General features: G+C 38.6%; 23 protein-coding genes. 11 read left to right on the forward strand and 12 right to left on the reverse strand.

What is annotated here, in order from left to right:
• Position 1 precedes the first annotated feature (1 nt).
• The 4 genes from HRT55_RS01310 to nudC all read left to right on the forward strand — a co-directional run bounded on the left by HRT55_RS01310 (position 2) and on the right by nudC (position 4,092).
• Positions 2 to 610: a hypothetical protein gene (locus HRT55_RS01310; protein WP_291618259.1), complete on the forward strand. Its 609-nt coding sequence runs from the start codon at positions 2 to 4 to the stop codon at positions 608 to 610.
• Between the two features lie 42 nt (positions 611 to 652).
• A complete protein-coding gene (locus HRT55_RS01315) occupies positions 653 to 2,593 on the forward strand; it encodes an ATP-binding protein (protein ID WP_291618261.1) in 1,941 nt (646 codons plus the stop codon).
• 135 nt (positions 2,594 to 2,728) lie between these two features.
• Complete coding sequence (locus HRT55_RS01320; protein ID WP_291618263.1) at positions 2,729 to 3,070, forward strand: helix-turn-helix domain-containing protein; 342 nt, start codon at positions 2,729 to 2,731, stop codon at positions 3,068 to 3,070.
• Complete coding sequence (gene nudC, locus HRT55_RS01325; protein ID WP_291618265.1) at positions 3,067 to 4,092, forward strand: NAD(+) diphosphatase; 1,026 nt, start codon at positions 3,067 to 3,069, stop codon at positions 4,090 to 4,092. The genes HRT55_RS01320 and nudC overlap by 4 nt, the downstream gene beginning before the upstream one ends.
• A gap of 263 nt (positions 4,093 to 4,355) precedes the next feature.
• On the opposite strand, the gene HRT55_RS01330 is transcribed toward nudC, so the two are convergent.
• A complete protein-coding gene (locus HRT55_RS01330) occupies positions 4,356 to 4,661 on the reverse strand; it encodes a hypothetical protein (RefSeq protein WP_291618266.1) in 306 nt (101 codons plus the stop codon).
• A gap of 216 nt (positions 4,662 to 4,877) precedes the next feature.
• Between HRT55_RS01330 and HRT55_RS01335 the strand changes: the two genes are divergently transcribed.
• Positions 4,878 to 6,191, forward strand: a complete 1,314-nt coding sequence (locus tag HRT55_RS01335; RefSeq protein ID WP_291618267.1) for a DNA recombination protein RmuC — start codon at positions 4,878 to 4,880, stop codon at positions 6,189 to 6,191.
• 85 nt (positions 6,192 to 6,276) lie between these two features.
• Here the strand turns inward: HRT55_RS01335 and HRT55_RS01340 are convergent, their stop codons facing one another.
• A complete protein-coding gene (locus tag HRT55_RS01340) occupies positions 6,277 to 7,614 on the reverse strand; it encodes a sodium-dependent transporter (RefSeq protein WP_291618268.1) in 1,338 nt (445 codons plus the stop codon).
• A gap of 213 nt (positions 7,615 to 7,827) precedes the next feature.
• Between HRT55_RS01340 and HRT55_RS01345 the strand changes: the two genes are divergently transcribed.
• Together HRT55_RS01345 and HRT55_RS01350 are read left to right on the forward strand one after the other, a co-directional pair.
• A complete protein-coding gene (locus HRT55_RS01345; RefSeq protein ID WP_291618269.1) occupies positions 7,828 to 8,487 on the forward strand; it encodes an MBL fold metallo-hydrolase in 660 nt (219 codons plus the stop codon).
• Positions 8,487 to 9,311: an ion transporter gene (locus HRT55_RS01350; RefSeq protein ID WP_291618270.1), complete on the forward strand. Its 825-nt coding sequence runs from the start codon at positions 8,487 to 8,489 to the stop codon at positions 9,309 to 9,311. Before HRT55_RS01345 ends, HRT55_RS01350 begins: the two co-directional genes overlap by 1 nt.
• Positions 9,312 to 9,440: 129 nt before the next feature.
• On the opposite strand, the gene HRT55_RS01355 is transcribed toward HRT55_RS01350, so the two are convergent.
• Positions 9,441 to 9,896 (reverse strand): YaiI/YqxD family protein, encoded by a 456-nt coding sequence (locus HRT55_RS01355; protein WP_291618272.1) that lies wholly within the window; start codon positions 9,894 to 9,896, stop codon positions 9,441 to 9,443.
• 177 nt (positions 9,897 to 10,073) lie between these two features.
• Here HRT55_RS01355 and HRT55_RS01360 point away from each other — a divergent pair, with 177 nt between their 5' ends.
• A complete protein-coding gene (locus tag HRT55_RS01360) occupies positions 10,074 to 10,427 on the forward strand; it encodes an MGMT family protein (RefSeq protein WP_291618273.1) in 354 nt (117 codons plus the stop codon).
• Positions 10,428 to 10,560: 133 nt separating this feature from the next.
• On the opposite strand, the gene HRT55_RS01365 is transcribed toward HRT55_RS01360, so the two are convergent.
• Together HRT55_RS01365 and tpx are read right to left on the reverse strand one after the other, a co-directional pair.
• Positions 10,561 to 11,013, reverse strand: a complete 453-nt coding sequence (locus HRT55_RS01365; protein WP_291618274.1) for an Hsp20 family protein — start codon at positions 11,011 to 11,013, stop codon at positions 10,561 to 10,563.
• 284 nt (positions 11,014 to 11,297) lie between these two features.
• A complete protein-coding gene (gene tpx, locus HRT55_RS01370) occupies positions 11,298 to 11,975 on the reverse strand; it encodes a thiol peroxidase (RefSeq protein WP_291618275.1) in 678 nt (225 codons plus the stop codon).
• A 183-nt stretch (positions 11,976 to 12,158) separates the two neighbouring features.
• Here tpx and HRT55_RS01375 point away from each other — a divergent pair, with 183 nt between their 5' ends.
• Together HRT55_RS01375 and HRT55_RS01380 are read left to right on the forward strand one after the other, a co-directional pair.
• The gene (locus HRT55_RS01375) at positions 12,159 to 13,274 is read left to right on the forward strand and encodes a response regulator (protein WP_291618277.1); all 1,116 of its coding nucleotides are present in this window, start codon (positions 12,159 to 12,161) and stop codon (positions 13,272 to 13,274) included.
• An 88-nt stretch (positions 13,275 to 13,362) separates the two neighbouring features.
• On the forward strand, positions 13,363 to 14,334 hold the full coding sequence (locus tag HRT55_RS01380) for a GGDEF domain-containing protein (protein ID WP_291618278.1): 972 nt from the start codon (positions 13,363 to 13,365) through the stop codon (positions 14,332 to 14,334).
• A gap of 76 nt (positions 14,335 to 14,410) precedes the next feature.
• On the opposite strand, the gene lnt is transcribed toward HRT55_RS01380, so the two are convergent.
• The 7 genes from lnt to HRT55_RS01415 all read right to left on the reverse strand — a co-directional run bounded on the left by lnt (position 14,411) and on the right by HRT55_RS01415 (position 23,452).
• The gene (gene lnt, locus HRT55_RS01385) at positions 14,411 to 16,012 is read right to left on the reverse strand and encodes an apolipoprotein N-acyltransferase (protein WP_291618280.1); all 1,602 of its coding nucleotides are present in this window, start codon (positions 16,010 to 16,012) and stop codon (positions 14,411 to 14,413) included.
• Positions 16,005 to 16,883: an HlyC/CorC family transporter gene (locus HRT55_RS01390; RefSeq protein ID WP_291618282.1), complete on the reverse strand. Its 879-nt coding sequence runs from the start codon at positions 16,881 to 16,883 to the stop codon at positions 16,005 to 16,007. Before HRT55_RS01390 ends, lnt begins: the two co-directional genes overlap by 8 nt.
• 99 nt (positions 16,884 to 16,982) lie before the next feature.
• A complete protein-coding gene (gene ybeY, locus HRT55_RS01395) occupies positions 16,983 to 17,450 on the reverse strand; it encodes an rRNA maturation RNase YbeY (protein ID WP_291618284.1) in 468 nt (155 codons plus the stop codon).
• Entirely contained in the window at positions 17,450 to 18,457 is a 1,008-nt protein-coding gene (locus HRT55_RS01400) for a PhoH family protein (RefSeq protein ID WP_291618801.1), read from the reverse strand. Before HRT55_RS01400 ends, ybeY begins: the two co-directional genes overlap by 1 nt.
• A gap of 148 nt (positions 18,458 to 18,605) precedes the next feature.
• Positions 18,606 to 20,048 (reverse strand): tRNA (N6-isopentenyl adenosine(37)-C2)-methylthiotransferase MiaB, encoded by a 1,443-nt coding sequence (gene miaB / locus HRT55_RS01405; RefSeq protein WP_291618286.1) that lies wholly within the window; start codon positions 20,046 to 20,048, stop codon positions 18,606 to 18,608.
• A 163-nt stretch (positions 20,049 to 20,211) separates the two neighbouring features.
• The gene (locus tag HRT55_RS01410; protein WP_291618289.1) at positions 20,212 to 23,031 is read right to left on the reverse strand and encodes a triple tyrosine motif-containing protein; all 2,820 of its coding nucleotides are present in this window, start codon (positions 23,029 to 23,031) and stop codon (positions 20,212 to 20,214) included.
• Positions 23,000 to 23,452 carry a hypothetical protein gene (locus tag HRT55_RS01415; RefSeq protein WP_291618291.1) on the reverse strand — a complete coding sequence of 151 codons (453 nt, stop codon included), beginning with the start codon at positions 23,450 to 23,452 and terminating at the stop codon, positions 23,000 to 23,002. The genes HRT55_RS01410 and HRT55_RS01415 overlap by 32 nt, the downstream gene beginning before the upstream one ends.
• A gap of 561 nt (positions 23,453 to 24,013) precedes the next feature.
• Here HRT55_RS01415 and HRT55_RS01420 point away from each other — a divergent pair.
• A complete protein-coding gene (locus HRT55_RS01420; RefSeq protein WP_291618293.1) occupies positions 24,014 to 25,207 on the forward strand; it encodes an FAD-dependent oxidoreductase in 1,194 nt (397 codons plus the stop codon).
• Positions 25,208 to 25,554 lie beyond the last annotated feature (347 nt).

Raw genomic sequence — 25,554 nt, forward strand, 5'->3', positions numbered from 1 at the left:
TATGAAAATGCACGCTATTGTATTAATACTAATTTTACTCATGTTGATATTGCTATCGGGTAATGTCAATGCCATCGCTTATTGCTCGTTACGTGACCCCGTTGCGCAAATAGCAGAGTTGTATCCACAAAAAACCAATCAACTTTCTATTGTTAAAACGGTCGATGACAACATTAGATCACAAGTACAAATTGCACTACCTAGTAATGATTTACACTTTAGTGAGCTGGGTCGACATACCTTGTATATCGCAATGTTCGGTAAGGAAATCCTAGGTTATGTTCATGTAAGATCCGAGCAAAGTGACTGGGGCTTAGTCGAAATAGTCTGGGCTATTGATAAAGACTTAAGAATAACTAACTTTGTTTTTCAGCGCTGTCGGAGCCCTAAAAAGAAAATTGCCCAACAAAGCGACTTTAAGCACATGTTTATTGGTAAAAACTATCAAGACTTGAAGCAGCAGTTAAGTGCCGACGGTGTTACGGCCAAAAAAAGTGTGTTAACGAATGCACAAGGGGCTCATGAGTTAGCCAACGTGGTTCTTAGGTGCGCACTGAAAACCTTGTTACTTACAGAAGTTTTATGGGGAGAAGAATTGGAAAAGCTTTAACTGTGCTTAAGCTTTCATCTTTCTAACTAAAATGGCGAATTAATGATGAAGATTTCTAATTACAATCAGCTATTAGCTATATCGACGCTACTGTCGGGTGTGATTATTTTTGCAAGCCTTTGGCATCAATATCAAAAGGTTGAGCAGATATCTCGAGCCCATTATCAATCACGTTTGCTAGTACAGAACCTTGACCATGTATTTACTATGTCGCAGCTTTGGCTAACCACTCAAGACTTACTCTTTTCTGGTCGGCAAACCTATTTAGCAAAGGGGATTAATGAGCAATCAGTACAACTAAGGCAAACCCTAACGAGTGTAAAGGACAAGCTAATAAATAAAGCAGGTTATAATTTAGTTTTACAACTCATTGCCGCAACGGAAGAAAATGATATTATCGTCAATTTATTCTCCCATATATCAATTCAAGAACATAACTATTGGCAAGCTAAGATTGCTGAGTCTGACAGGGTCACCACACTATATGTTAGTGACCTAGAGCAAGTGTCAGCCCTAGTATTGCGTGACAATCAATCCTTGAGTGAGCAAGTTAAAGTAGCCAAGGACAATTTTACTAAATTGTCTTTTCTGGTGGTTTCGCTCTATTTATTCTTTATTTTATTTACGGTTAGCTGTTTTAGTAAATATATAGTAAAACCCCTTGAAAATATTACCGCCTTAGCTCAGCAGCCACCAGCTGCAGGGTCGAATGTTGAGTTTAGACAAACCCGAGCTCCTACCGAAGTAGTTACCTTATCAAGGGCTATTCAGCAATTTACTCAACATATCACCATTGAAAAAATGCGAGCTGAGCAAGAGCGACTCAATGTTATTCGGGCAAATGACAAAGCCAATATTATAATGGATACCATACCTTGCTCGGTACTACTGGTAGATGAATTCGGGCTGATAAAAGAATGCAATATTGAAACTGAAAAATTATTGCTAAGAGATAAAGCGCATATCATTGATAAACCGGTGGCTAATTTTGTCCCCGCGTTGGCAACCTTAGATGGTCAGTTTGATTGTGAGATTGCTTTAAAAAACATGGAAGAGTCTTTACTTGCTCCCGGTTTTGAGAATCCACACATTGAGTTTTCAGGTCGGAAAATAACCATCAAGGCCGCGGTGCATTATTTGATCACCCTAAATGATATTAATGAGAGAAAGCATAGCCAAAAAGCACTATCTTCATTAAATGAACAGCTAATAAACGCAGAAAAACTTGCCTCTATTGGTCAATTGTCTGCAGGTATAGCCCATGAAATTAATAATCCGGTTGGCTATATTCGCAGTAATTTGGATGTACTTAGTGACTATTTTAAACCATTACTGGCCTATATCGAATTAACAAATATAGAGTTAACAAAAATAGCGAGCAAAAAAAGCGCCGCCCAAGAATTTTATCAACAAGAAGATTTAGCTTTTGTCCTTGATGATATAGAACCTTTAATCGCATCAACGTTAGAAGGCGCCGCAAGAGTAAGTAAAATCATCAAAGACTTAGGCAATTATGCCCATATTGATGACAAACTACCGGAAGCGATATGCATTGATGAATTAATTGAAAAAAGCCTTACTTTAGTGGCGAATGAACTTAAATACAAAGTAACAATAAGCAAACACTTAGAAGCTAATGCTGAGGTAATAGGTTTTCCACAAAAGTTATTGCAAGTGTTTATAAATATGTTGGTAAATGCCTCTCATGCCATAGAAACTAAAGGCAATATTTGTATTTCTTCACGGGTTGTTCAACAAGAGATTAATGTCAGTTTTGAAGATGATGGCGCGGGCATTAGCCAAGAGAATTTGAAAAGTATTTTTGATCCCTTTTTTACCACTAAGCCGGTGGGCAAGGGCACAGGTTTAGGGCTGCATATCGTTAGATTAATTATTGAAGATCATCATGGCCGTATTGAGGTCAACTCAAAAGTTGGTCAAGGTAGCCAATTTAATATCTACTTACCTATTCACTACACCTAGCTTATTGAAAATAACCCGCTGCTAATAACTAATGGACAGCATAAATACTTGCTATAGTCACCATGCTACAAATACTGTAGCATGGTGTTTTATCATTGAACTTTAGATGATATTTATATTATTGCAGGAAGGACTATGGCAATCCCACTACCTGGTAGGCAAGTACGCGGCTCTACCACCGGTAAGCCTATTATGGCATTACTCGATTTACTTGGCCGGACATGGTCATTAGGTATCATTTGGCATTTACATACGGGGCCGGCAACGTTTAGAGAGCTGCAACAACGTTGTGAGAAAATTTCACCGACCTTACTAAATACCCGATTAAAAGAACTCAAAACACTGCAACTTATAGAAAGCCAAGCATCAGGTTATCAATTATCCCACCAAGGCGTAGACTTATTCGCCATAATTTCTCCTTTGGGAAGCTGGTCATCACAATGGGCACAAGCACTTAAGGAAGAAAGCAAATTATGACATTAGCTTATGGCAATATGCCGTTAGATAGATGCACTAACCACCGGAATAATAAGCGTTGGTTGAGTACTGAGTTTAATCACCCAGATACTTTATTTTGCGTTATTAATGATGGCATGAGCCTGTTTGAACAAACCGATGAACTTAATCCTATTTACTTGAGTAAAATACAACTGCCTACTTTACATATTGATAGCTGCATTTACTTAGGTAAAGGAAGCTTAGGTAAAGGAGACTTGAGCAAAGGGCACTTGGGTGAAGGCAGTGGAAATAATATGCTGGCAGCTGTTTCCATTTTTACTATCGATTTTAATAAATTACACTTCTCCACTCAGGAGGAGTTAATGGAAGTTGGGCAATGGCAAGGACTTAGAAAAGTCACAGCTAACTTATCTGCCATTGATGCTTCAATCTTGGCGTTGGCAAAAGGCTTAGTGCATTGGCATATAAGTCATCAATTTTGTGGTCATTGCGGCAATGCTAATCGTTCGGTTGAAGCCGGACATGCTAGGCGTTGCACTGATTGTCGAAACATGAGCTTTCCACGTACCGATCCTGCGGTCATCATGCTGGTAGAGAAAATGTTTAGCGATGGTATTCCGCGTTGCTTATTAGGTCGACAAGCCAGTTGGGCTAAGGGCATGTATTCAACACTTGCTGGTTTTGTTGACCCAGGTGAAACCCTTGAGCAAGCTGTGATCAGAGAAGTAGTAGAAGAATCAGCAATAGAGATTGAAAATCCTCAGTATATCGCCTCACAGCCTTGGCCATTTCCCGCATCTATCATGCTAGGTTTTACCGCTGTCGCGAACAGTGAAAAGATAGACACCAGTCAAGATAGCTTAGAAGATGCTCAGTGGTTTTCACGCGAGCAACTAAGTAAGTTTTCTCTAAATAGCTCAGTGACAGATAGCTCGGTTACCGATAGCGCAGACAGTGCGCCATACCGAATGAGCAGTGGCGATTCTATTTCATCATATTTAATAACGGCATGGCTGAATAAGGAAATAGGGCATTATTAATTGGAATTAAAATTGATAAAGTCATAAAATCAACAGGGACGCGTTAATCATTGATTAGCTCGCCCCTTTTTATTTAAATATTTCAAGTGTTTGACATAGTGCTAGTGTCAGAAATGGGATGTAGCAATATTAGTTACCCGGTAGTTTTCCTGCCTTGTAGTAAAAGCAACGAGACAGTAATTACTGACCATTATATTATCTGCCTTAGCAATTTTTGTGCAGGAAAAATAGCTTAAGGCTAAAACAGATTTAAGCAAAGATAACTAAAAATCACACTGCAAAAGTTTCATCGGTTTATCAGCAGCCATGATACAGCCCCTAGCTTCATCAGTAGCTGCTTTACACTGTTTAAGCATTGACGACTGACTCGGTGCTCTGTCCTTTAATACTTTCTTTACATGACTGACTACGGTTTCACATTCGCTTACTGCTACTGGCGGCGCTTTAGAGCAACTCACTAAAGTTATTACCACTAAAGGCAAGGCTAAATAAGAAATAATATTGATTGTTTTACTTAACGGGCTAGTGGCTTGCTTTATTGTAATTTGCTTTAAAGTCGTTTGTTTCATAGTTAGCACTCGGCGGTTAAAAAAAATAAATGAGTAAGGAAATTGAGTATAGGCATAGATTATTAATACTGCCGTTAGCTTGTGCGTTTTCCGCTAGTCATTATTTTATTTTTAGCTTTACTTTTATTTTTACCATGCCTTGGCTATTGCCTTTTATCTTGGTACTGGTAATATTTACAGTGTAGTGCCTTGGGCACCTTATTGAGATTGATAAAAATGACTTTTACCTTAGAGCAACAGCAGTTGCTATCGACTTGGTTGCCTGTACTGGCTTTTGTTACGTTGGCCTTGCTATTAATACTGGTGCTGATTCGATTATCAAAGCAAGAAAAACGTTATCAGGCGCACAATATTGCCTTGGCTAGTCAGCTGGCAAAACAAACCGAGACGCAATTTTTACAACAACTTAGCCAGTTACAAGAAAAGCAGCAATTACAGTTAGCTAATAGTTTTGAACAGCAAATGGCTGATTTGCGCATCAAGCTGTTACGTCAATTTAATGAGCTACAATCGCAATTAAATCTAAATCAAAATCAGTCACTTGACCAACTCATCACACACTTAAATGCCGCAGGTCTTAGCAATAGAGATGAGTTGGCGAAAACACTGGCGCAAAGCAGTGAACAAATGGCCAAGCGTATTGATGCATTAACTGACTCTACCGATAAGCGTTTACAAGAGATCAGTGGCCAGGTAGAAAAGCGCCTGAGCGAGGGCTTTGAGAAAACCACCAAAACCTTTAGTGATATATTGCAGCGTTTGGCATTAATAGATGATGCACAGAAGAAAATTACCGAGTTATCGACCAATGTGGTTAGTTTACAAGCCGTACTTAATGATAAGCGCTCACGGGGTGCATTTGGTGAAGTGCAATTAAATAGCCTGATCAGGAATGTGTTGCCAGAGCAAAGCTTTAAGCTGCAGCATACTTTATCAAACGGTAAAATAGCCGATTGTGTACTCTTTCTACCAAAACCTACCGGTAATGTCGTGGTAGATTCTAAATTTCCGTTAGAAAATTATCGTAAGATGATGGACTTTGAAGCGCCTGAGAGCGAAAGAAAATCAGCTATGCGTCAGTTTAAAATCGATATCAAAAAACATATTAATGACATCAGTGATAAGTATCTCATTGATAACGAAACCGCAGATGGTGCCATTATGTTTATTCCGGCTGAAGCCATTTTTGCGGAGATTCACGGACATCAAAGTGACTTAGTAGAATATGCTAATAAAAAACGAGTTTGGTTGGCATCACCGACCACGTTAATGGCAATACTAACAACCGCGCGTTCAGTACTTAAAGATGAGGCGACTCGTCAGCAAATCCATATTATTCAAGCACATTTGTCTGACTTAGCACAAGACTTCAATCGCTTTAAAGGCCGTTTTGCCAATCTTGCTAAACATATAGATCAAGCGGCAACCGATGTGAAGCAAATTCATACCTCGGCAGATAAAATATCAACGCGCTTTGAGAAAATAGAACAGGTGGAGTTAGCTGATGAAGATGTTGAGTTAATCGAGTAAGTAAAGTTTATCATTCCAACTTAAAATAGTGGCAAGAAGCTCTTTTTTGCCACAATTTTAAGTTAATAACTTCGAGAGCGTGCTGTTAAAAAGCTACATTAACAAAGACAACGACTAATAAAATAGGGCAGACAAAACGTAAATAAAAGCCTAGTAACTTTAATGTTCTATTTTGGTTTAGCTGGGCCATGTCCGTTAACTGATTACCACGCTTCCACAACCAACCGACCACGATAAAGTAAAATAGTGACATAAGTGGTTGTAAGATAGTCGTTAGCAATTGGATCACTAAGCCAAAGAGTTGTTCAAAAAAGGCAATAAGTAACATACTGGCAATAAAAACTAACCCTGAGACCAACCAAGTAGCCCGTTTTCTAGTCATGGCTTTATCTTCAATTAAATAGGCTACCGGCACTTCAGTTGAGGAGATTGTCGAGGTAAGAGCAGCAATTGATAGTAAGGCAAAAAAAGCAAAAGAGACAACTAAGCCGACAGTGCCCATGGAACTAAATAGCGTTGGCAGAATGTTGAAAATTAGCTGGCCTTCACCAATTAAGTGACCGTCAACAAAGACTTCTTGCCCTGCGTGTTGAGCGACAAACAGTGCCGGAATAATGAGTAAGCCGGCAATAAAGGCAATAAAAGTATCAAGTAAGGTTATCGAGAGTACTAACTTGCCAATACTTTGTCCCTTAGGCATATACGAGCCATAAGCCATCATAGCGCCAACACCAATAGCCAGAGAGAAAAAAGCTTGACCCATGGCTGAGATAATCAGTTTTGGCTCAGTGACTTGGCTAAAGTCAGGCACCAAATAAAGTGTTAAACCTTCAGCAGCACCGTCTTGTTGCAATATATAGATGACTAAACCAAGCAACATAACCAATAACATTGGCATCAATCGCGCGGACCAACGCTCAATGCCGCTATGTACGCCTTGATGTACTATGGCTGCGCCGAGCACAATAAAAATAGGGGTAAAGATGATATTACGCAGAGTACTTGAAGTTGATAGCCATTGAGAGACATTCATTAAACCAACTAACTCAGCTAACGATGCTAAGGCATGTGCTAACATCCAGCCGGCGACAATAGTATAAAAACTCAACATCATCATTGCGCCGATAATACCAATTATGCCAGCGTTATGACCAAGTCTTTTAAAGCGCTTTCCACAGGCGTTTGCTAAAGCTGCTACCGGGTTGGTTTGTGCATGGTTGCCAATATATATTTCCGCATAAAGCGCGGGCAGGGCGAGTAAAAAAGTCACCAGTAAATAAACAACTAAAAAAGCACCACCACCATTATTTGCCGCTTGTGTGGGAAAGGCCCATATATTGCCTAAACCTATGGCAGCACCCGCTGCAGCGAGTACAAAACCAAGACGAGAATGAAAAGAATCACGAGTAGAAGCAGTGCTCATAAATAGTTAATTAGCCGTTGAATTTAGTTGGGCAAAGCTTACCGAGTTAGGATGCTTAGGGGAAGTACTATTCATTGCTTTTGTTACATTTATGCCCGCCATGCCTAGCAAAAACTTATGATATAATGCCGCCATTTGTAAATAATACTATTTCGCATAAAGAAGTGACCACTTTCTTATACGGATTACTAAATAACTATTGAAGAGCAAGTTATGTTAAATCATGAAATTATCCCGGTAACGCCTTTTGAGCAGAACTGTACTTTATTTTGGTGTACTGAAACCAAACAGGCTGCGGTAGTTGATCCCGGTGGTGATATTGAAAAAATTAAAGCCGCTATCGATAAACATGGCTTAACCCTAGAGAAAATATTAATTACTCATGCTCATTTAGACCATGCAGGCGCAACAAATGCGTTAGCTACAGATTATGATGTTGCCATTGAAGGTCCGCATAAAGAAGATCAGTTTTGGATAGATGCTATCGAACAGCAAAAACAAATGTTTGGTGCAGCCTTTAGCTATGCAGAAAAATTCACTCCGAATCGATTTTTAGCACAGAACGATACAGTGAGTTTTGGCAATATAATTTTTGAAGTCTATTTCTGCCCGGGTCATACCCCAGGCCATATTGTATTTTTCCATCGTCAGTCAAAACTTGCGCAAGTGGGTGATGTTTTATTTAGCGGTTCAATTGGTCGTACAGATTTCCCTCGGGGCGATCATGCCACTTTGATTAATTCTATTCGTAAAAATCTATTTCCATTAGGAGATGATGTGCGTTTTATTCCGGGTCATGGTCCTATGGGCACTTTTGGGCAAGAACGTCGCAGTAATTCCCACGTTAGTGATGCCGCAGTAGGTGTTAAATAATGGCCGCTATGATAATTAAGGCTCAGCGCCAGTTAAGTAAAATAGACACGAGTAAAGCTTTCCAAGGCATTGTTATTGCCGTTATTTTATTATCAGCGCTAATGATAGGTGCTAAAACTCACAATCTTTCCGCTAATGTTGTCGCTGTGCTTTTGTTTTTGGATGTTGCTGTAACGGTATTTTTTGCTGTAGAGATATCAATTCGTTTTTTAGCTTGTCCTGAGAAAAAGAACTTTTTCAAAAGTGGTTGGAATATTTTTGATACGGTTATTGTTATTGGCAGCTTAGTGCCAACAGGAGGCTCAGGGGTATTATTGGCGCGTCTATTAAGGGTGTTTCGTGTTTTACGCTTAGTATCAATGGTGCCAGAATTACGCTTGTTGATTAATGCCTTACTTAAAGCCATACCTCGTATGGGCTATATCGCCTTGTTGATGTTTGTTATCTTTTATATTTACGCTGCCATAGGCAGTATGTATTTCCATGAGATTAATGAAGTACTCTGGGGCGATGTTTCTATCTCAATGTTGACCTTATTTCGAGTCGCTACTTTTGAAGATTGGACCGATGTTATGTACGAAACCATGGCAGTGTACCCCTTAAGTTGGATTTACTATTTGACCTTTATTTTCTTAACTGCTTTTATCTTTTTAAACATGATGGTGGGCACGGTACTAGAAGTGATGAGCCAAGAGCATGATCAGTTTCGCGCAGAGCAACATGGCGAAAGTGGCGATGGTGGTGAGCCTGCCAGTCGTGCACAAATTGATAAATTGGAAAAAGAGCTGATAGAAATAAAAGCGTTGTTACTGCAAAAGAACTAACTTAAAAAAAGTAGAATAAAGCAATAAATAAGCTAGCTGAAACTGAAAAAGGCAGGTACTGACTTGAGTACCTGCCTTTTTTATTAGTATCTAGTTGCTTAATGTCGTTTAGCCTACGTTTTACTTTGCTTATTGGGACTTTTTAAACTGAGTAATAATGCGGTCAAGATGATTAGCAAAGTTTTGCCTATCAGTTTGATTTAGCGCTGGTGGCCCACCAGTATGCACACCACTAGCGCGCATAGTATCCATAAAATCACGAATGTTGAGCCGAGACTTTATATTTTCTTTAGTAAAAAGTTCACCGCGCGGACTCAGGGCTAGCCCCGACTTTTCTATTACTTCATCTGCCAGTGGAATATCACTGGTGATAACTAAATCTCCTTTTTCAACTCGCTTAACTATTTCATCGTCAGCAATGTCAAAACCACTAGGTACCTGGATAAATTTGATAAAAGGTGATGGCGGTACTCGAATATGATGGTTAGCCACTAAGGTGATAGCTATTTTTGTTCTATCCGCCGCTTTAAATAATATTTCTTTGATCACCACGGGACAGGCATCAGCATCCACCCAAATTTTCATGTAATTCCTTAGGGTCAGTAGACCATTGCTCACTATATTTTCTCTTGTGCTGCTATGATAACGTAATTCCCTCGTTAATTAATGATTAACAGATGGCTAATTTCTTAATTAACGACTAACAAATTGCCAATTCAAAACTTACTAGTTAAGGCTAGCTGAAACGAGACTCGCCAAACAATGATAAACCCTCATTACCAACAAATATGGCAAACGGTACAATTAATCCCTCAAGGTCAAGTTGCCTGTTACGGGCAAATAGCTGACTTGGCCGGTTTACCTGGTCGGGCTCGATTGGTTGGCAAAGCTTTGGGTAATGTACCAAAAGATGGGTGGCGCGGACAAAGTGTGCCTTGGTTTCGAGTGATTAACTCACAAGGTAAAATATCTTTCCCATCAGGCAGTGAATACTTTGCTAAGCAAAAACAGCATTTGCAAGATGAACAGGTAGTCGTGCTTGGTAGTAAAATAAAGCTTAAAGATTTTCAATGGCAGCCAGACTTAGCTGAAATCTTGTTTTCGCTGGAGTTTTAAGCGTTGACCGTGTTTACTTGATTAGCTGTTTGAGCGTTTGACCTAAACGACTAAAACAAAAAAAGCCCAGTCACAGACTGGGCAAAAAACAAAAGGAGAAACATAAAGGAAGTTAAGGTTTAAATATCACCACTTAACTCTCAGCATTAAGTAAGCTTTTGCCATTAATGGCTATCTTACGTGGTTTTAATGCTTCTGGAATTTCTCTTTCAAGGTCTATATGTAACAGGCCATCTTCCATAAAGGCGCCTATGACTTTAACATGGTCACCTAATTGAAACTTACGCTCGAAGTTCCGTTCAGCAATACCTTGATGCAGAAATTTTTTCTCTGCTTGTTCTTTAATTACCGGCTTTGTGCCTGTAACAATTAAATTATTTTGTTTGGTCTCGATATCCAACTCTTGCTCACTAAAGCCTGCGACAGCCATTGATACTCGGTATTTATCTTGTGAAATAAGTTCAATATTAAAAGGTGGATATGATGATTGTTTGTCAGCTCGTGCAGCTTTATCAATTAAACCAGCTAGGTGGTCAAAACCAATAAATGAACGGTATAGTGGACTGAAATCTGGGGAGTTACGCATAATAAGTTATCCTAATATATAGCAATAAAATGGTTATTATTTTAAATAGTGACGTTATCTGTTGAGTCATTTTCTAGCAAAACTATATTGCCTAGAATAGAACTACGATAAACATATCTTTTTAAAATAATGCAGCCTTTCACAATGAACAGGCTATGTTTTTGTGTAGCCCCTTACGGCGACTACACAATTAGAGATGGGATTGTTTACTGACTTTTCAAGAATAAAGTTGAATAAATATATGGGTGTTATTTTAATTGATTGTTTTTTATTGGTATTTTAAGTTAATTATTTTTAGTTTTTTTTACTGCTAATTCTTTAATGGCTGCACCATCCACAACCATTACCGGGGCAGTATATTTCACCTTTGCTAGGGCTTTATCATAATTAGGGTGCTGTGATATGTTGGCAACAAGTTCTTTGTATACAACCTTGCCTTGATCATTAATGATAAATATCGCACGGGTAAGCAAACCCATATCTTTTATTAATAAACCATAGTTAACGCCAAAGTCACGCCAAACTGAATCTGACAATACTTTAATATTATCGACTTTTTCAACATCACAAAAACGTTTTTGAGCAAAAGGAAGATCATTACTGATGGTTAAAACAGTAATATTTGTCGGTAACTTGGCCGCTTCTTCATTAAAACGCTTGGTTTGAATAGAGCAAACTCCAGTATCTAAGCTCGGCACCACAGAAATAAGTAAGGTTTGTCCTTGGAAATCTTTAAGTGTGACTGGCGCAAAGTTTTTATCAACTACTTTAAACTGTGGTGCTTGTTCACCAACATTTACTTGCTCTCCTAAAAGGGTGACATATTTGTCGCCAGCTTTGACCAAATTATTGGATTGTTTTAGCTTATCCAGATCAAAAGAGTATGCCTGACAGTTAAATGTCAGGGTAAAAGTGGCGATTAAAAAAGCATATAAGTTGATGTTTGAAGTAGAAAATTTCATGATTTATTGAAAATAATGGTTAAGGTGAACTGATATTAGCGGTTTAACGATATAAATTCTATAAATAGAACTTTATCATTGTGTTTTATGTTGGATACTCTATGGTTATCTATAGAGGCTAGATATAATTTTACTCGCCGTTGTAGTTGTTTAGTTATCGTTTATGTAAGGCTCAAGATTAATATGACCACTAAATTATTAATTTGTGATGATTCTAATATGGCGCGCAAACAAGTGGCGCGTTCATTACCTGATGGTTGGGATGTAGAGATAAGTTTTGCCGCCAATGGTATAGAAGGAATTGAGGCGATAAAGGCAGGCAAAGGAGATGTACTGTTACTTGATTTAAATATGCCAGAAATGGATGGTTATCAAGTGCTTGAAGCCATTTTGGCACAGGACTTACCGACACTTACCATAGTGATATCGGGAGATATTCAACCCGAAGCTCATCAACGTGTTACCCGCTTGGGCGCACTAGGTTTTATCCAAAAACCAGTTAATAAAGAAATTCTTACCAAGGTTTTATCTTCTTACGGGGTTTTTTCTAAAGAACTGGCCGCGACAGAGCCCGAATCCGCTGTCAATATAGCGCCAACTAAGCCCCCTGTAGCAAAATTTGATATCCAGGAAGCGCTTCTTTCTAATCAGTTTGATGTCTCTACCGCTGAAAGTGAGCCTGTGAGCACTGAGCCAGAGATGACTTTATCAGCAGATATGCGTGATTGTTATCAAGAAATTGCCAATGTTGCTATGGGACGGGCAGGGGATCTACTGGCACGTTTACTCAATGTTTTTGTTGAGTTACCCATTCCTAATGTTAACTTCATCGAAGTGAGTGAACTTCGTATGGCGTTAAAAGATATCGAAAACCATGAAAGTACCTCAGGTATTTGCCAAGGCTTTATCAGCGCGGGTATTTCAGGGGAGGCTTTATTAATCCTAAATGATTCAAGCTTTAAAGATGTCGCGTCATTGATGAACTATCAATATGATGCTGATATGGGCACCGAATTAGAATTATTAATGGATTTGGCTAATGTACTTATTGGCGCTTGTTTAAAAGGGGTATCAGAGCAACTTGATATTCAGTTCAGTCAAGGGCATCCAGAGGTATTGGGACAACATAGAAAAATCTCTGACTTAATTGCCAACAATGCCAGTAAATGGAAAAAAACCTTAGCAATTGAAATTAGCTATAGCATAGAAAACTACCCAATAAAGTGTGATTTGTTATTACTTTTCACAGAAAAATCAATGACAACACTTAATAATAAGTTAGCCTACTTGATTGATTAATGACTGAGTTAATGGCAGTAAATTAATTAGCTTGTTGCTATTAACAAGTGACACAAGTAAGTGCGAGACAGTACTGACAGGAATGGCTATGACCATAGAAAAATCACAACTAAATGAACTGCATTGGTTAATGGAAATGTTGCATAACATTGATGTTGGTCTGGTAGTGCTAGATAAAGAATTTAATATCCAGATATTTAATGGCTTTATGGAAAACCATAGCGGATTATTCCCCCGTGAAGCAAAAGGTAAGCTGATATTTGATCTGTTTTCTGAGATACCTAGAGAGTGGTTTACCCGTAAAGCTGAATCGGTGTTTTTACTGAAAAATAAAGCATTTACTATATGGGAGCAAAGACCTTACTTATTCAAGTTCGATAGTTACCGCCCTGTAACGGGTAGTGCAGACTTTATGTATCAAAATACTACTTTTATCCCGCTACTGTCTGCAACGGGTGAAGTAAGTCACTTATGTTTACTTGTTTATGATGTCACCGATACAGCAATGCATAAACAAAGCCTGAAAAAAGCGAATGAAGAATTATCCATATTGAGTCAAACCGATGGCTTAACTCAATTATTCAACCGAACGCACTGGGAGCAATGTTTATCAGCAGAACATAAACGCTGGAGCCGTAGCCAGCACTCAAGCTCTTTGGTGATGATCGATATTGACCACTTTAAGAATATCAACGATACTTATGGTCATATTGTTGGCGATGAAGTTATTCGTCACATTTCAGGCTTAATTCGCCACCATGTTAGAGAAACTGATATTTGTGGCCGCTATGGTGGTGAGGAATTTGCCATTTTATTGTCTGATACATCGATTGAAAATGCTTTTGTATTTGCTGACCGACTGCGTAAGGAAGTCAGTGAAGCTATTGTCAGCTATAACGATATTACGGTTAACTATACTATTAGTATGGGCATAGCTGAAGTTGATGAGAGTATTGAAAACCATGAAGTGTGGATTGAATGTGCTGATGCAGCCTTGTATCGCTCAAAAGAAAGCGGTCGTAATAAAATATCTCTTCACCCTAAACAAACCAAAAAATAAAGTGTAATTTTTAGCAGTTACTATTTATAAAAGATGATCTCTAGCAAAGTGGCTTATCTAGCCACTTTTACATTTATTACGAAAACTTAAAACCTTTCAGTGTCATCAGTGGCAATAGTATCATTAGCCATAAAATTAAATTTGGCCATCGACTGTATGGCGTATCGCCAGTAACAAACTCAACAGTACCTCTAAGTACCACTTCTTCGAACTGTGGCGCTATGGCGGTAACCTCACCTAAATGATTAATAATACCGGTAACGCCATTATTTGTCGCTCTAACTAAAGGGCGACCAAACTCTAGCGCGCGCATTCTAGCAATTTCGAAATGCTGATGTGGGCCATGAGAGTCACCAAACCAAGCATCATTGCTTACCGTGAGGATCATATCTGTTTTATTGGTTAAGTTAGCCGCTAACTGTGTTGGGAAGGCTATTTCAAAACAGTTAAGTGGTAATATATGTAAGCCATTAGCCACTAGATTTGGCTGGATATAATTACCTGCAGTGAAAGACGACATAGGTAAGTTAAAGAAGGGCGCTAATGGGCGTAACCACTCTTGAAAGGGTACAAATTCCCCAATAGGCAGCAAATGGCTTTTATAATATCGATTACTGTGATTGTAATAATAACCTTGTTGGTCTTCAGCATTCTTTTTACCTAGAACAAGCAGTGCATTAAAATACTCTTTGCTTTCAAAATTATAATTAATTAAACCAGTAATAATGGCGCTATTATTTAAGATGGCTGAGCGGTTAACTGTACTTAAATAATCTTGAGCTGCTGGCTCAAGTGTTGGAATAGCTGATTCAGGCCAAATAATAAGGTCAGCATCATAGTTTACTCGTGTTAAGTCGAGATATTTGAGCATGGTTGGCCATTCTTGTTCAGGCTGCCATTTTATCGATTGAGCAATATTTCCTTGAATAAGCGCTACTTTAGCGCTCTTTCCCGTTAACATAGTCCAACTAACTTGGCTCAATACCAAGCTGGTAACAATAACGATTGTCGCTAAGACAACAGGAAAAATTAACCCTTTGCTAGATGTGGGGGTATTCGTGTCTTGGCTCTGCTCTTTAAATAAGGCCGACAAAATATTGTAAACTTTGACCAAGCAGATATTTAATATCAACACGATGCCGGTAAGGCCAACCTCACCGATAATAGGCGCAAAGGTTGCTAATGGACTGTCTATTTGGCTGTAGCCCAGTGATAACCAGGGGAATCCGGTTAATACCACTGAACGCAAATATTCACAAAAAAGCCAAATAGGCGGCAATAGCCACAAATTCACTTGTTTGTTTTTAGAAAAACGTGCTGTTAAGTAGCCAGCAAGTGCTGGGAATAAGGCTAGGTAAGCACATAAGCCAAGCATCAGTAGCAAAGAGACTATCAGTGGTAAACCACCAAATTGATCAATACTGACATGCACCCAGCTAATACCACTACTAAACCAACCAAAGGCAAATAAAGCCATTTTTTTAGCGGCTAGCTTAGGCGGAGCATGGCTGACTTGGTGTAGCATTATGCTAGGTAATATTAATGCTAGCCACCAATAGGAAAATGGTGCATAAGCAAAAACTAAGAAAAAACCACTAAGGAAGCATAACCAATGGTTTGGGTTTAGTAGTTTGTTTCTTATTGATTGAGAAATAGCGCCTTTGCTTATATTAGTCACTCACTTTACCGTTTATTTCATGACCTTTAGCAACACTGATTTGAAGCATCTGTATTCGTCTACTATCGGCAACCAGTACTTTAAATTCGAAATGCCCTAAAGTAAAGAGCTCACCTTTTTGCGGTAAATGGTTAAACTGGCGTAAAACAATACCGCCAATGGTACCCGCGTCGGATTCATTAAAGCTACAATTGAAGTAGTCATTAAAGTCACCCAGTTCAGTAAGGGCTTTTACTAAGTAAACATTTCCGGCTAGATGTTTAATTTCTTCTTCGATTTCGTCATCAGTTTCATCTTCAATTTCACCGACAATTTGTTCTAAAATATCTTCGATCGTGATAACACCGGAAACACCGCCATACTCATCAACAACAATAGCCATATGATAGCGGTTAGAACGAAACTCTTTTAATAGCGGTTCAACTTTTTTACTTTCGGGAACAATAATGGCAGGTCGAATGATATCGCTGAGCTTGAAGTCATCATGTTGTGAGCTAAAGCCAAAAGCCAGTAGATCTTTTGCTAATAAAATACCCTCAACGTGATCGATATCTTCATTAACAACGGGAAAACGTGAGTGACCAGACTCTAGGATAATTGGGAGGAATTCATCAAGGCTAAGGTTAATATCGATAGTAACCATTTGTGAGCGTGGGATCATTATTTCTCGAACACGCAATTTAGAAACGTCTAAAACACCTTTGATCATTTGTTTAGTTTCAGGATTTATCAAGTCTCTATCTTGAGCATTGTTTAATACATCTACCAATTGATCTTTGTTTTTCGGCTCAGGTGTTAGAACTTGCATAATTTTATGCAATAAGGACTTACTGGCTGAACCGTTACTAGAGTGGGGGTTGTCAACGCTCATGGAGCTATTCTTCTTCCTTTATTATATTCATAACATGTTATTAAACACGTTATGAATTAAGTTGTTCGTTAAGTATATTTGTTTAATTAATAGTTAAATTTACTGTTCTAAGTAAGGGTTATTAATGCCTAACTTTTCTAAAATAGCAATCTCGATAGATTCCATTTCAACGGCTTCGCTGTCACTTATATGATCAAAGCCAACTAAATGCAAGCAGCCATGAATAACAAGATGTGCCCAATGATCAAACAAGGCTTTGTTTTGTACTTGTGCTTCTTGCTTCATAACTTCAATGCAAATAATCAAGTCACCTAATAAGTTAAGCTCTATGCCATCAGGAACTTCAAAAGGAAAAGATAATACATTGGTTGGTTTATCTTTGCCTCTATATTGATTATTCAATTGCTGGCTCTCGGCACTGTTGACCAAACGAATGGTCAGTTCAAACTCCTGCTCAGGCTCACTCGTCACTTCTGCTAAAGCACTATCAACCCATAGTTGGAATTGCGCTTTAGTGGGTAACTCGATTTGCTCGCATGCAATTTGTAGATCTATTACATGAGCCATTAGCTTAAATTGCTCTTAGCATTACTTGCTTGTTGTGCATCTTTCTTTTCTTGCTTCTGTCTATTTATCTTTTGCTCATAACTCTCATAAGCGTCGACAATTCTGGCAACAACGGGGTGACGGACGACATCTTTAGACTGGAAGAAGTTGAAACTAATGCCGGGGATATTTTGTAAAACTTCAATGCCGTGGCGAAGACCAGACATTTGATGACGAGGTAAATCCACCTGCGTAATATCACCTGTTATAACAGCACGCGAGTTAAAACCAATACGGGTTAAAAACATCTTCATTTGTTCAACCGTGGTATTTTGACTTTCATCTAAAATAATAAAGGCATCATTCAGCGTTCTGCCACGCATATAAGCAAGTGGTGCAATCTCTATGACATTACGCTCTATCAGTTTTTCAACTCTTTCAAAGCCAAGCATTTCAAAAAGAGCATCATAAAGCGGTCTTAAATAAGGGTCTATCTTTTGGGATAAGTCGCCAGGTAAGAAACCTAGTTTCTCACCTGCTTCTACGGCAGGTCTAGTGAGTAAAATACGACGCACTTCTTGACGCTCTAATGCATCTACGGCACAGGCCACAGCTAAATAGGTTTTACCGGTACCTGCAACACCTACGCCAAAGGTTATATCATTGGTAATGATGTTTTGCACATAAGCTTGTTGGTTACCATTGCGCGGTTTAACGACACCACGCTTGGTTTTAATGGTTACCATATCATCGAACTTTTTATCTAATTGATTATTTAACTCGGCTGATATTTGATCCTTAACAGGCTCTTGCTCGAGACAATCAGCTTCTAGAATGGCTAAATGCACCATTTCTGGAGAGATGATATTACTATCGCCTTTTACTTCTTGGCTTTCAAGATAAAGACCTTTGAGAACTTTAACCACAGCCTGACAATTTGACGGTTTACCAACGACGGTAAACTCATGACCTCGGTAACTTATCTCTACACCTAAGCGGCGTTCGATAGTTTTTAAGTTATCATCCATAGGGCCACATAAGTTTGCTTGCCTATGATTGTCTACAGGCTCCAAGTTAAAAACTTCTCGGCTTAACTTTCGTGACTTAGTCGTTGCTGTGGTCAAATTCATTTCCGCTTTGTTAAATTTTAAGTGCTTAATACTGCCCAATGGGCTGCTATGGTGTAAAAGTACCTACACCTAATTCATCTAGGTTACTTGGCGTTGCCGTGTGGTGATTATTCGCCAAAATATCAGCAGGGGAATGGGCGATTCGCAGACCCATGTCTTTTTCTTCACGGACTAAATCACCACGTAAAGAGTTGGCAATTACATCGGTAATTTTGATATCGACAAATTGGCCAATAACACTATGTGGTGCAACAAAGTTAACCGTACGGTTGTTTTCTGTTTTACCACGTAATTCCATTGGATTTTTTCTTGACGGACCTTCAACCAGAACACGCTGCTCAGTGTTTAGCATTTGTCTGGCAATACGTAATGCTTGATGTGTTATTTGGTCTTGTAGAAGTTTCAAACGATCTTTTTTCGTTTGATCGCTAATATCATCAGGTAAATCCGCTGCTGGCGTACCAGGACGAGCGCTATAAATAAAGCTGAAGCTTATATCAAAATCTACCGCTTTAATTAAGTCCATAGTTGCCTTGAAATCTTCATCGGTTTCACCCGGGAAGCCGATAATAAAATCAGAAGACATAGATAAATCAGGACGTACTTTTTTCAGCTTACGTACTTGAGATTTATACTCAATGGCGGTATGACCACGCTTCATTTGCGTTAGGATGCGATCACAACCACTTTGAACCGGAAGATGCAGGTGGTTTACTAGTTCAGGCACATCAGCATAGGCTTCAATTATGTCATCAGTAAATTCAACCGGGTGCGAGGTGGTATAACGAATACGATCGATACCATCGATAGTAGCAACCAAACGTACCAGGTCAGCAAAACGACAAATACTGCCATCGTGTGTTTCACCACGATAAGCATTCACATTTTGACCTAGTAGGTTTACTTCACGTACGCCTTGCGCAGCAAGTTGCGCGATTTCATAGAGCACATCATCAAGAGGACGACTAACTTCTTCACCACGGGTGTAAGGTACTACGCAGAAGGTACAGTATTTACTACAGCCTTCCATAATAGAAACAAAAGCACTAGCGCCGTCAGCTTTAGGCTCAGGCAGACGGTCGAATTTTTCAATTTCTGGAAAGCTAACATCAACAACGGGACTCTTTGATTGTTGAACTTGATTAATCATTTCAGGTAAACGATGTAGGGTTTGCGGGCCAAAAATCATATCAACAAAAGGTGCTCGTTTACGTATTGCAGCACCTTCTTGTGAGGCAACACAGCCACCTACACCAATAAGTAAATCAGGCTTAGTCTCTTTCAAACGTTTCCAACGACCTAGTTGATGAAAGACTTTCTCTTGTGCTTTTTCGCGAATAGAGCAAGTATTAAGCAAAATAACATCAGCTTGTTCCGCTTCGTCAACCAAGGAGTATCCATGGGTTGAATCCAACAATTCTGCCATCTTTTGCGAGTCATACTCGTTCATTTGACAGCCCCAAGTTTTGATATATAGCTTCTTACTCATTTACTTCACTCTTCACACACAAATTGTCCTGGAAAATGCCTAAGCAATCCCAGCACAGATAAAAGGAGGCGTATTTTATACCAATTGCAGACTAATTTCGAATTAATAAGGCAACTAGTTGTAAATGTCTTCATTATTTTGAGTTTTGTATGGGAATGACAAACTAATTCAAGGTCATTAGTGGGAAGCTTATTACTAGCTGACTACTGCCGTCATCGTTTGAAAACGTATTAAGCGAGGCGTGATGTTTATTGATGATTTGACGAATAGTATAGCTAGCAAGATCGAAATGAACTTTACTGGTGAGTTGGCTAAATGAGTCATTGTCGCTATTAACGGTAAGCCATAGTTTTTGTTTGACCTCTTTTAACGTCAGGCTAAAGTTTCCTGCTTCGCTTTTGAAGGTGGCAGACATGATTGCTTCAAATATCACCTTATAGACATCAGCCTTTAATTCATAAGTAAGGCTATCCACTTTATCATCAAGATTAACGTGCAAGTTAATTTCGTATTTGCTATGGATATACTCAGCTAAAAAAGGAACCGCTATTGCTAAGGTTTTTCCGGCAAGGTTGTCAGGCTCTTGGCTAATAATACTCTCTTTAAGTATCGAGATAGTCTTCTCAATTAATTGCTTACCTTGTTCTAAGTCATTACTTGCTAGCGATGTGGACGTCAGTTGCAAATTTCGTTGAATGGTTTTCATCACTCGACCGTAATTTCGCATGTCATCTTTCAGTAAATGATGAATACGTTTAATTGATTTTGCCCGTAAAAAAAGTAACCAAGAAGCCAATAACACGATAAATGATATTAATATGACATAGAGGATTCTCAGTTCTACCGTCCAATACCATGGATAAGCAACATGAATTTCGGTATATGCTTTATTGTCGCTCCATTGACCTAAGCTATTGGTTGCCATTATTTCTATATTATAATCACCAGAAGCAAGACCTGTTAGGGTTAGTTGAGAGCCACTTATTGCTTGCCAACGATGATTATTGATTCGATATTGGTACTTTTTAGCCAAACCAGGACGGTAATCTAGGCTAGCCAAATCTAAGGTGATTAAGTCATTACTACTCGCCACTTTAATCGTTTTGTTGAGTAAGTAGGATTCACCTGAAACAGTGGTTTTACTGATAAGTATATTAGGATTAAACACAGGCTGCTTGGCTAAATCTAACTCTAATATCCCACCGTAGTGAGAAGAATATAAAATATCATTATGTATTAAGCTACTACCAATAAAAGAATACTCTCCGGTATTTTCCAACATGCTTAGTTGATAGTTCTTAGGGTTTAACCTATATAGGCCAGGTCTGGCTGATGCCCATATTTCATTTTTTTCGATCAGCAGACCACTAAAGCTAATCCCTTGGCCAATATGAGCTAATAACTGCCCCTGTAGGTTAAGCGCAAAGATACCATCGCCCAGAGAGGCGGCAAATACTTTGTTTTCAGCAAGGGCTATGGCAACTAATTTTTTACCGCCAGGAATTTCAACATTTGTTATTACTCCTGTATTTGAGTCATAGATATCAAGACCTTTTGCTGTGGTTAGCCACACCTTTCCATTGGCTAAAGGTAAAAGGTCAATAACTTCTGAACTACTTAGCCCATCTTCGGACTTTATATTCCAGATGACTTTTTGTTTCGCTAAGTCGTATGCATATAAACCATTGTCATTGGTGGCAATATACAGCAAGTTATCTTTGTATTTTAACTTTAAAATCAACTTATTATTATCAGGAAAAGTCACTCTGCTTACTTGCTGTGAGTCCCTATTTAGTTGCCATAACCCGTCAAAAGTAGCAATAAATAACTCATATTCAATCACTGCTAAATTAGTTATTTTTAATCCTTTTGAAGTGAATTTATTATTACTATTTTCATCAAATATCTTACTAATGAAATTCTGTAACCCTAGGCCATAACTACCAATAATTATTTCATTATTGAGTAGGGCGATTTCATTGGCATTAGTCTTAATATCAAATACTTTCGGGTGATCTTTAATGCTACTTTCATACAACCTATCAATTCCTTGGTTACTAGCTAGCCACAGTACACCTGAGCTATCATGTAACATGCTAAGTACCCTGCTTGCCTCTATTTTTTCAAAACGATGCGGTAGTTTCTTTAAATCACTCGCCGAATATTTATTTATCACGCCCTGAGTACCAACGGTAAAAAAACTGGCTTGGTTATAGTGTTTAGCTACTTGAGAAATACTTTCCTTTACGGTGAGGGAAACCTGCTCACCAAGATCGTTTATCGCATAAATGCGGCTGGCTGTGATGGCTATTAGGGTATTGTTAAGAGCTAAAGCAGTTGTGATGGGCTGGCTAATAAGCCTAACTAATTTGCTATCTTGAAGTTGGTATAGCCCAGAATTACTTGCTATATAAAGCTTCTCTTTAGTATGAACTATTTTATTTACAGCTATATCATCGGCAATTAAATTTACTTTTTTTGTTTTTGGTTGATATCTATAAAAGCTACTAGGCGTTTGAAAATAGTAATAATTCTCTCGAAAAATAGCCACTTCATAAAAACTATTGTCATCAACCTCAGAAACTATGGCTTGTGCTTGTCCCGTTTTAGTATTCATGCGCCATAAACCATGAGTTTCGGTTGCCATTAATAAAAAATCATTGTCTTGGGCAAAATCATGTACCCAGTTAAACGGTAGCAGGTGCTTAGGGTTATCATAAGAGAAATTGATGCTTTTCTCGCCATCAAAACGCGTTAAACCTTGCTGACCACCAAGCCAAATAAAGCCTTGCTGGTCTTGAAGTATTTTATTAATATTGGTGAACTTGTTTAGTTCAAAAGAATCGCGAGCAAAGCTGGTGTTGGCAGGTAGAAAACTCAAAAAGCCAATCAATAAAAAAACACCAGCTAAATTGAGTGGCGCAACATTGCGCCACTTTAATAACATAAAGCTAAATAACCGACGGTATATTTTTATTTTCATGCGCTTCTTTGCCACAGGCAACAAATATCTTTGGCATACAATCATCGTTAGCTGGTTTTTGCACTAGCATATAAGTGGGTTTACGTGGGTCACTAAGTTCTTGTTTTTCATTCCAAGCTTTTTGAATCTTATCAGCAAACTCTTGCCCGTATTTAACGGCAAAACCGGTAACTAACATCTCAACACCAAAGTCATCCATAATCATCATAGTATTGTTGTGGAAGCCACTGGTGCTATCAAAATTTATATCTACGGTGAGGATTTTATTGTTTGGCAATACCAAGTCGGCACGAAGTTTTGCGACTATCGCTCTATCTTCGTGAGCTTTTAAATTGGTACGGTTAGGTTTTTCGGTAAAATCGTATACTAAATTGATATCATCTGTGATGTGTAAATGTTTTTGTTTTCTTAATGCTGACATAGCTATTTCCTTATTATTTAAATTTAGAATCTAAAACAATATATTCTGACTGTGTGCTGCTACTATTTGACTTGTAAAAAAGTTCAGCTGACGGTTGATTTTTTCAAGCACGATCAGAATATTAGAGCAAAGATAATATACCCATGTTTTTAATAGTAAACAAGTTTTAGTGGTAAAGAGTAAATGAGTGTCGTGGAATTATGGCACTAGCTATTTTTAATGTAGCGTACTCACAAATTGACTCCTTTGATGATAATTAATCAGTCAATACGAACACCAAAATCGATATTTTTCTGTGCCTTGACGAGAATATAAGGGTATCACTGTAACCTTAAAAAAAGTATGTTCATAAGCTTGCTGGTAATTTTAGTAATTCTGAACGATGTTCTCTTACCGTTATCGTCAACGGGCTGCTCATTTTAGGTCTGTAAGCCAGTGTTTACTCTAAACTCTTGGGCTAAAGTGATGTACTTACATGATTAATGTAATAAAGCAGTCGAAAATAGCCTTCCGCTTGGGTAAAATAAAGCCATATTACAATATTGTTGTGAATTCTAAAGTATGGAACATTTTGATTGTGTAGTTATTGGTGGTGGCATGGTAGGTGCAGCAAGTGCGCTGACCTTAGCACAGCTTGGTTTACAGGTAGCTTTGGTTGAGCAGTACCAGCCAAAAGACTATTCTGCGGAGCAAAGCTTTGATTTACGTGTCTCAGCCATTTCTTTGGCTTCACAAAACCTACTCAGCCAAATTGGCGCTTGGCAACAAATTAATGAATGGCGCGCTTGCCCTTACAAACGCCTAGGTGTTTGGGAGCATGAAAGTGCCTACACAGAATTTAATGCCGATGACATCGAAGAAACTCACCTAGGTCATATCGTAGAAAACCGCTTAATTCAACTTGCGCTTTGGCAACAAATTAATGCTATGAGTAATATTCGTGCTTTTTGCCCTGACAGCTTAGTTTCTTTAACGCAAGATAATGACAAAGCGACTTTAATACTAACAAATAGCTCTATCACGACAAACCTAGTAATTGGCGCTGATGGAGCACAATCAAAAGTTAGACAAATGTCAGCTATTGGTATAACTGGCTGGGATTATCAACAGTCCGCTATGTTGATTAATGTTGAAACCTCAATGAGCCAGCAAGATATTACTTGGCAACAATTTTCCCCAACAGGGCCCGTTGCTTTATTACCTTTAGCCGGAGAAAGTTCGTTAGGTGGTTATGCCTCATTAGTTTGGTACCACCAACGTGATGAGATCACTCGCCTAGCGTTATTAACCAATAGCCAACTCCAAGAACAAGTACTTAAACACTTCCCCAAGCAGTTAGGTGACATTAAGGTACTGGCTAAAGGTGCTTTTCCTTTAACACGTAGGCATGCTAATACTTATCAACATAAGCGAGTGCTGCTGTTAGGAGATGCGGCTCATACTATCAACCCGATGGCAGGGCAGGGAGTCAACTTAGGCTTTAAAGATGTTATCGCTTTACAACATGTTATTGCTGACGCTATCGCCAATGGCGAAGACTGGCATGATGAAGCTGTGCTAGCACGATATGAGCAAAAGAGACGTAAAGAGAACTTGCTGATGATGTCTACCATGGACGCTTTATATGCAGGTTTTAGCCACCCGTCACCAGTGATTAAAGCGGCACGTAATTTAGCTTTATTAGCCGTCAATAAAGTCCCTTTCCTAAACAGTACAATAAAAAATAAAGCACTGGCTTATGCTTGTGGCCTATAGGGACTGTGATTGGCGGTTAAAGGTTTAACTCTTTATCTATTTTTCTATAGGGGGGAGTTGAACCCTCACATTAAATAAAACATTATAATCAGAGCTTTTAACATAACCGAGAAAGCAATAAATGGATTTAGTGAGTAGATCTAAACTTTAATGATTTTGAAGTGCTATTAATTTTAAAGGATAGTTACAGTGTAACTGAGATATTACAGGAGTTTTTCTAGATGTTTTTTTAATTTTACGGGGAGATTGATAAACTGATTTTACTGAATAAAATGGTGGCTACACCGGGACTCGAACCTGGGACCCCATCATTATGAGTGATGTGCTCTAACCAACTGAGCTATGTA

The sequence above is a fragment of the Colwellia sp. genome (genome assembly GCF_013214175.1).
Lineage (GTDB): Bacteria > Pseudomonadota > Gammaproteobacteria > Enterobacterales > Alteromonadaceae > Colwellia.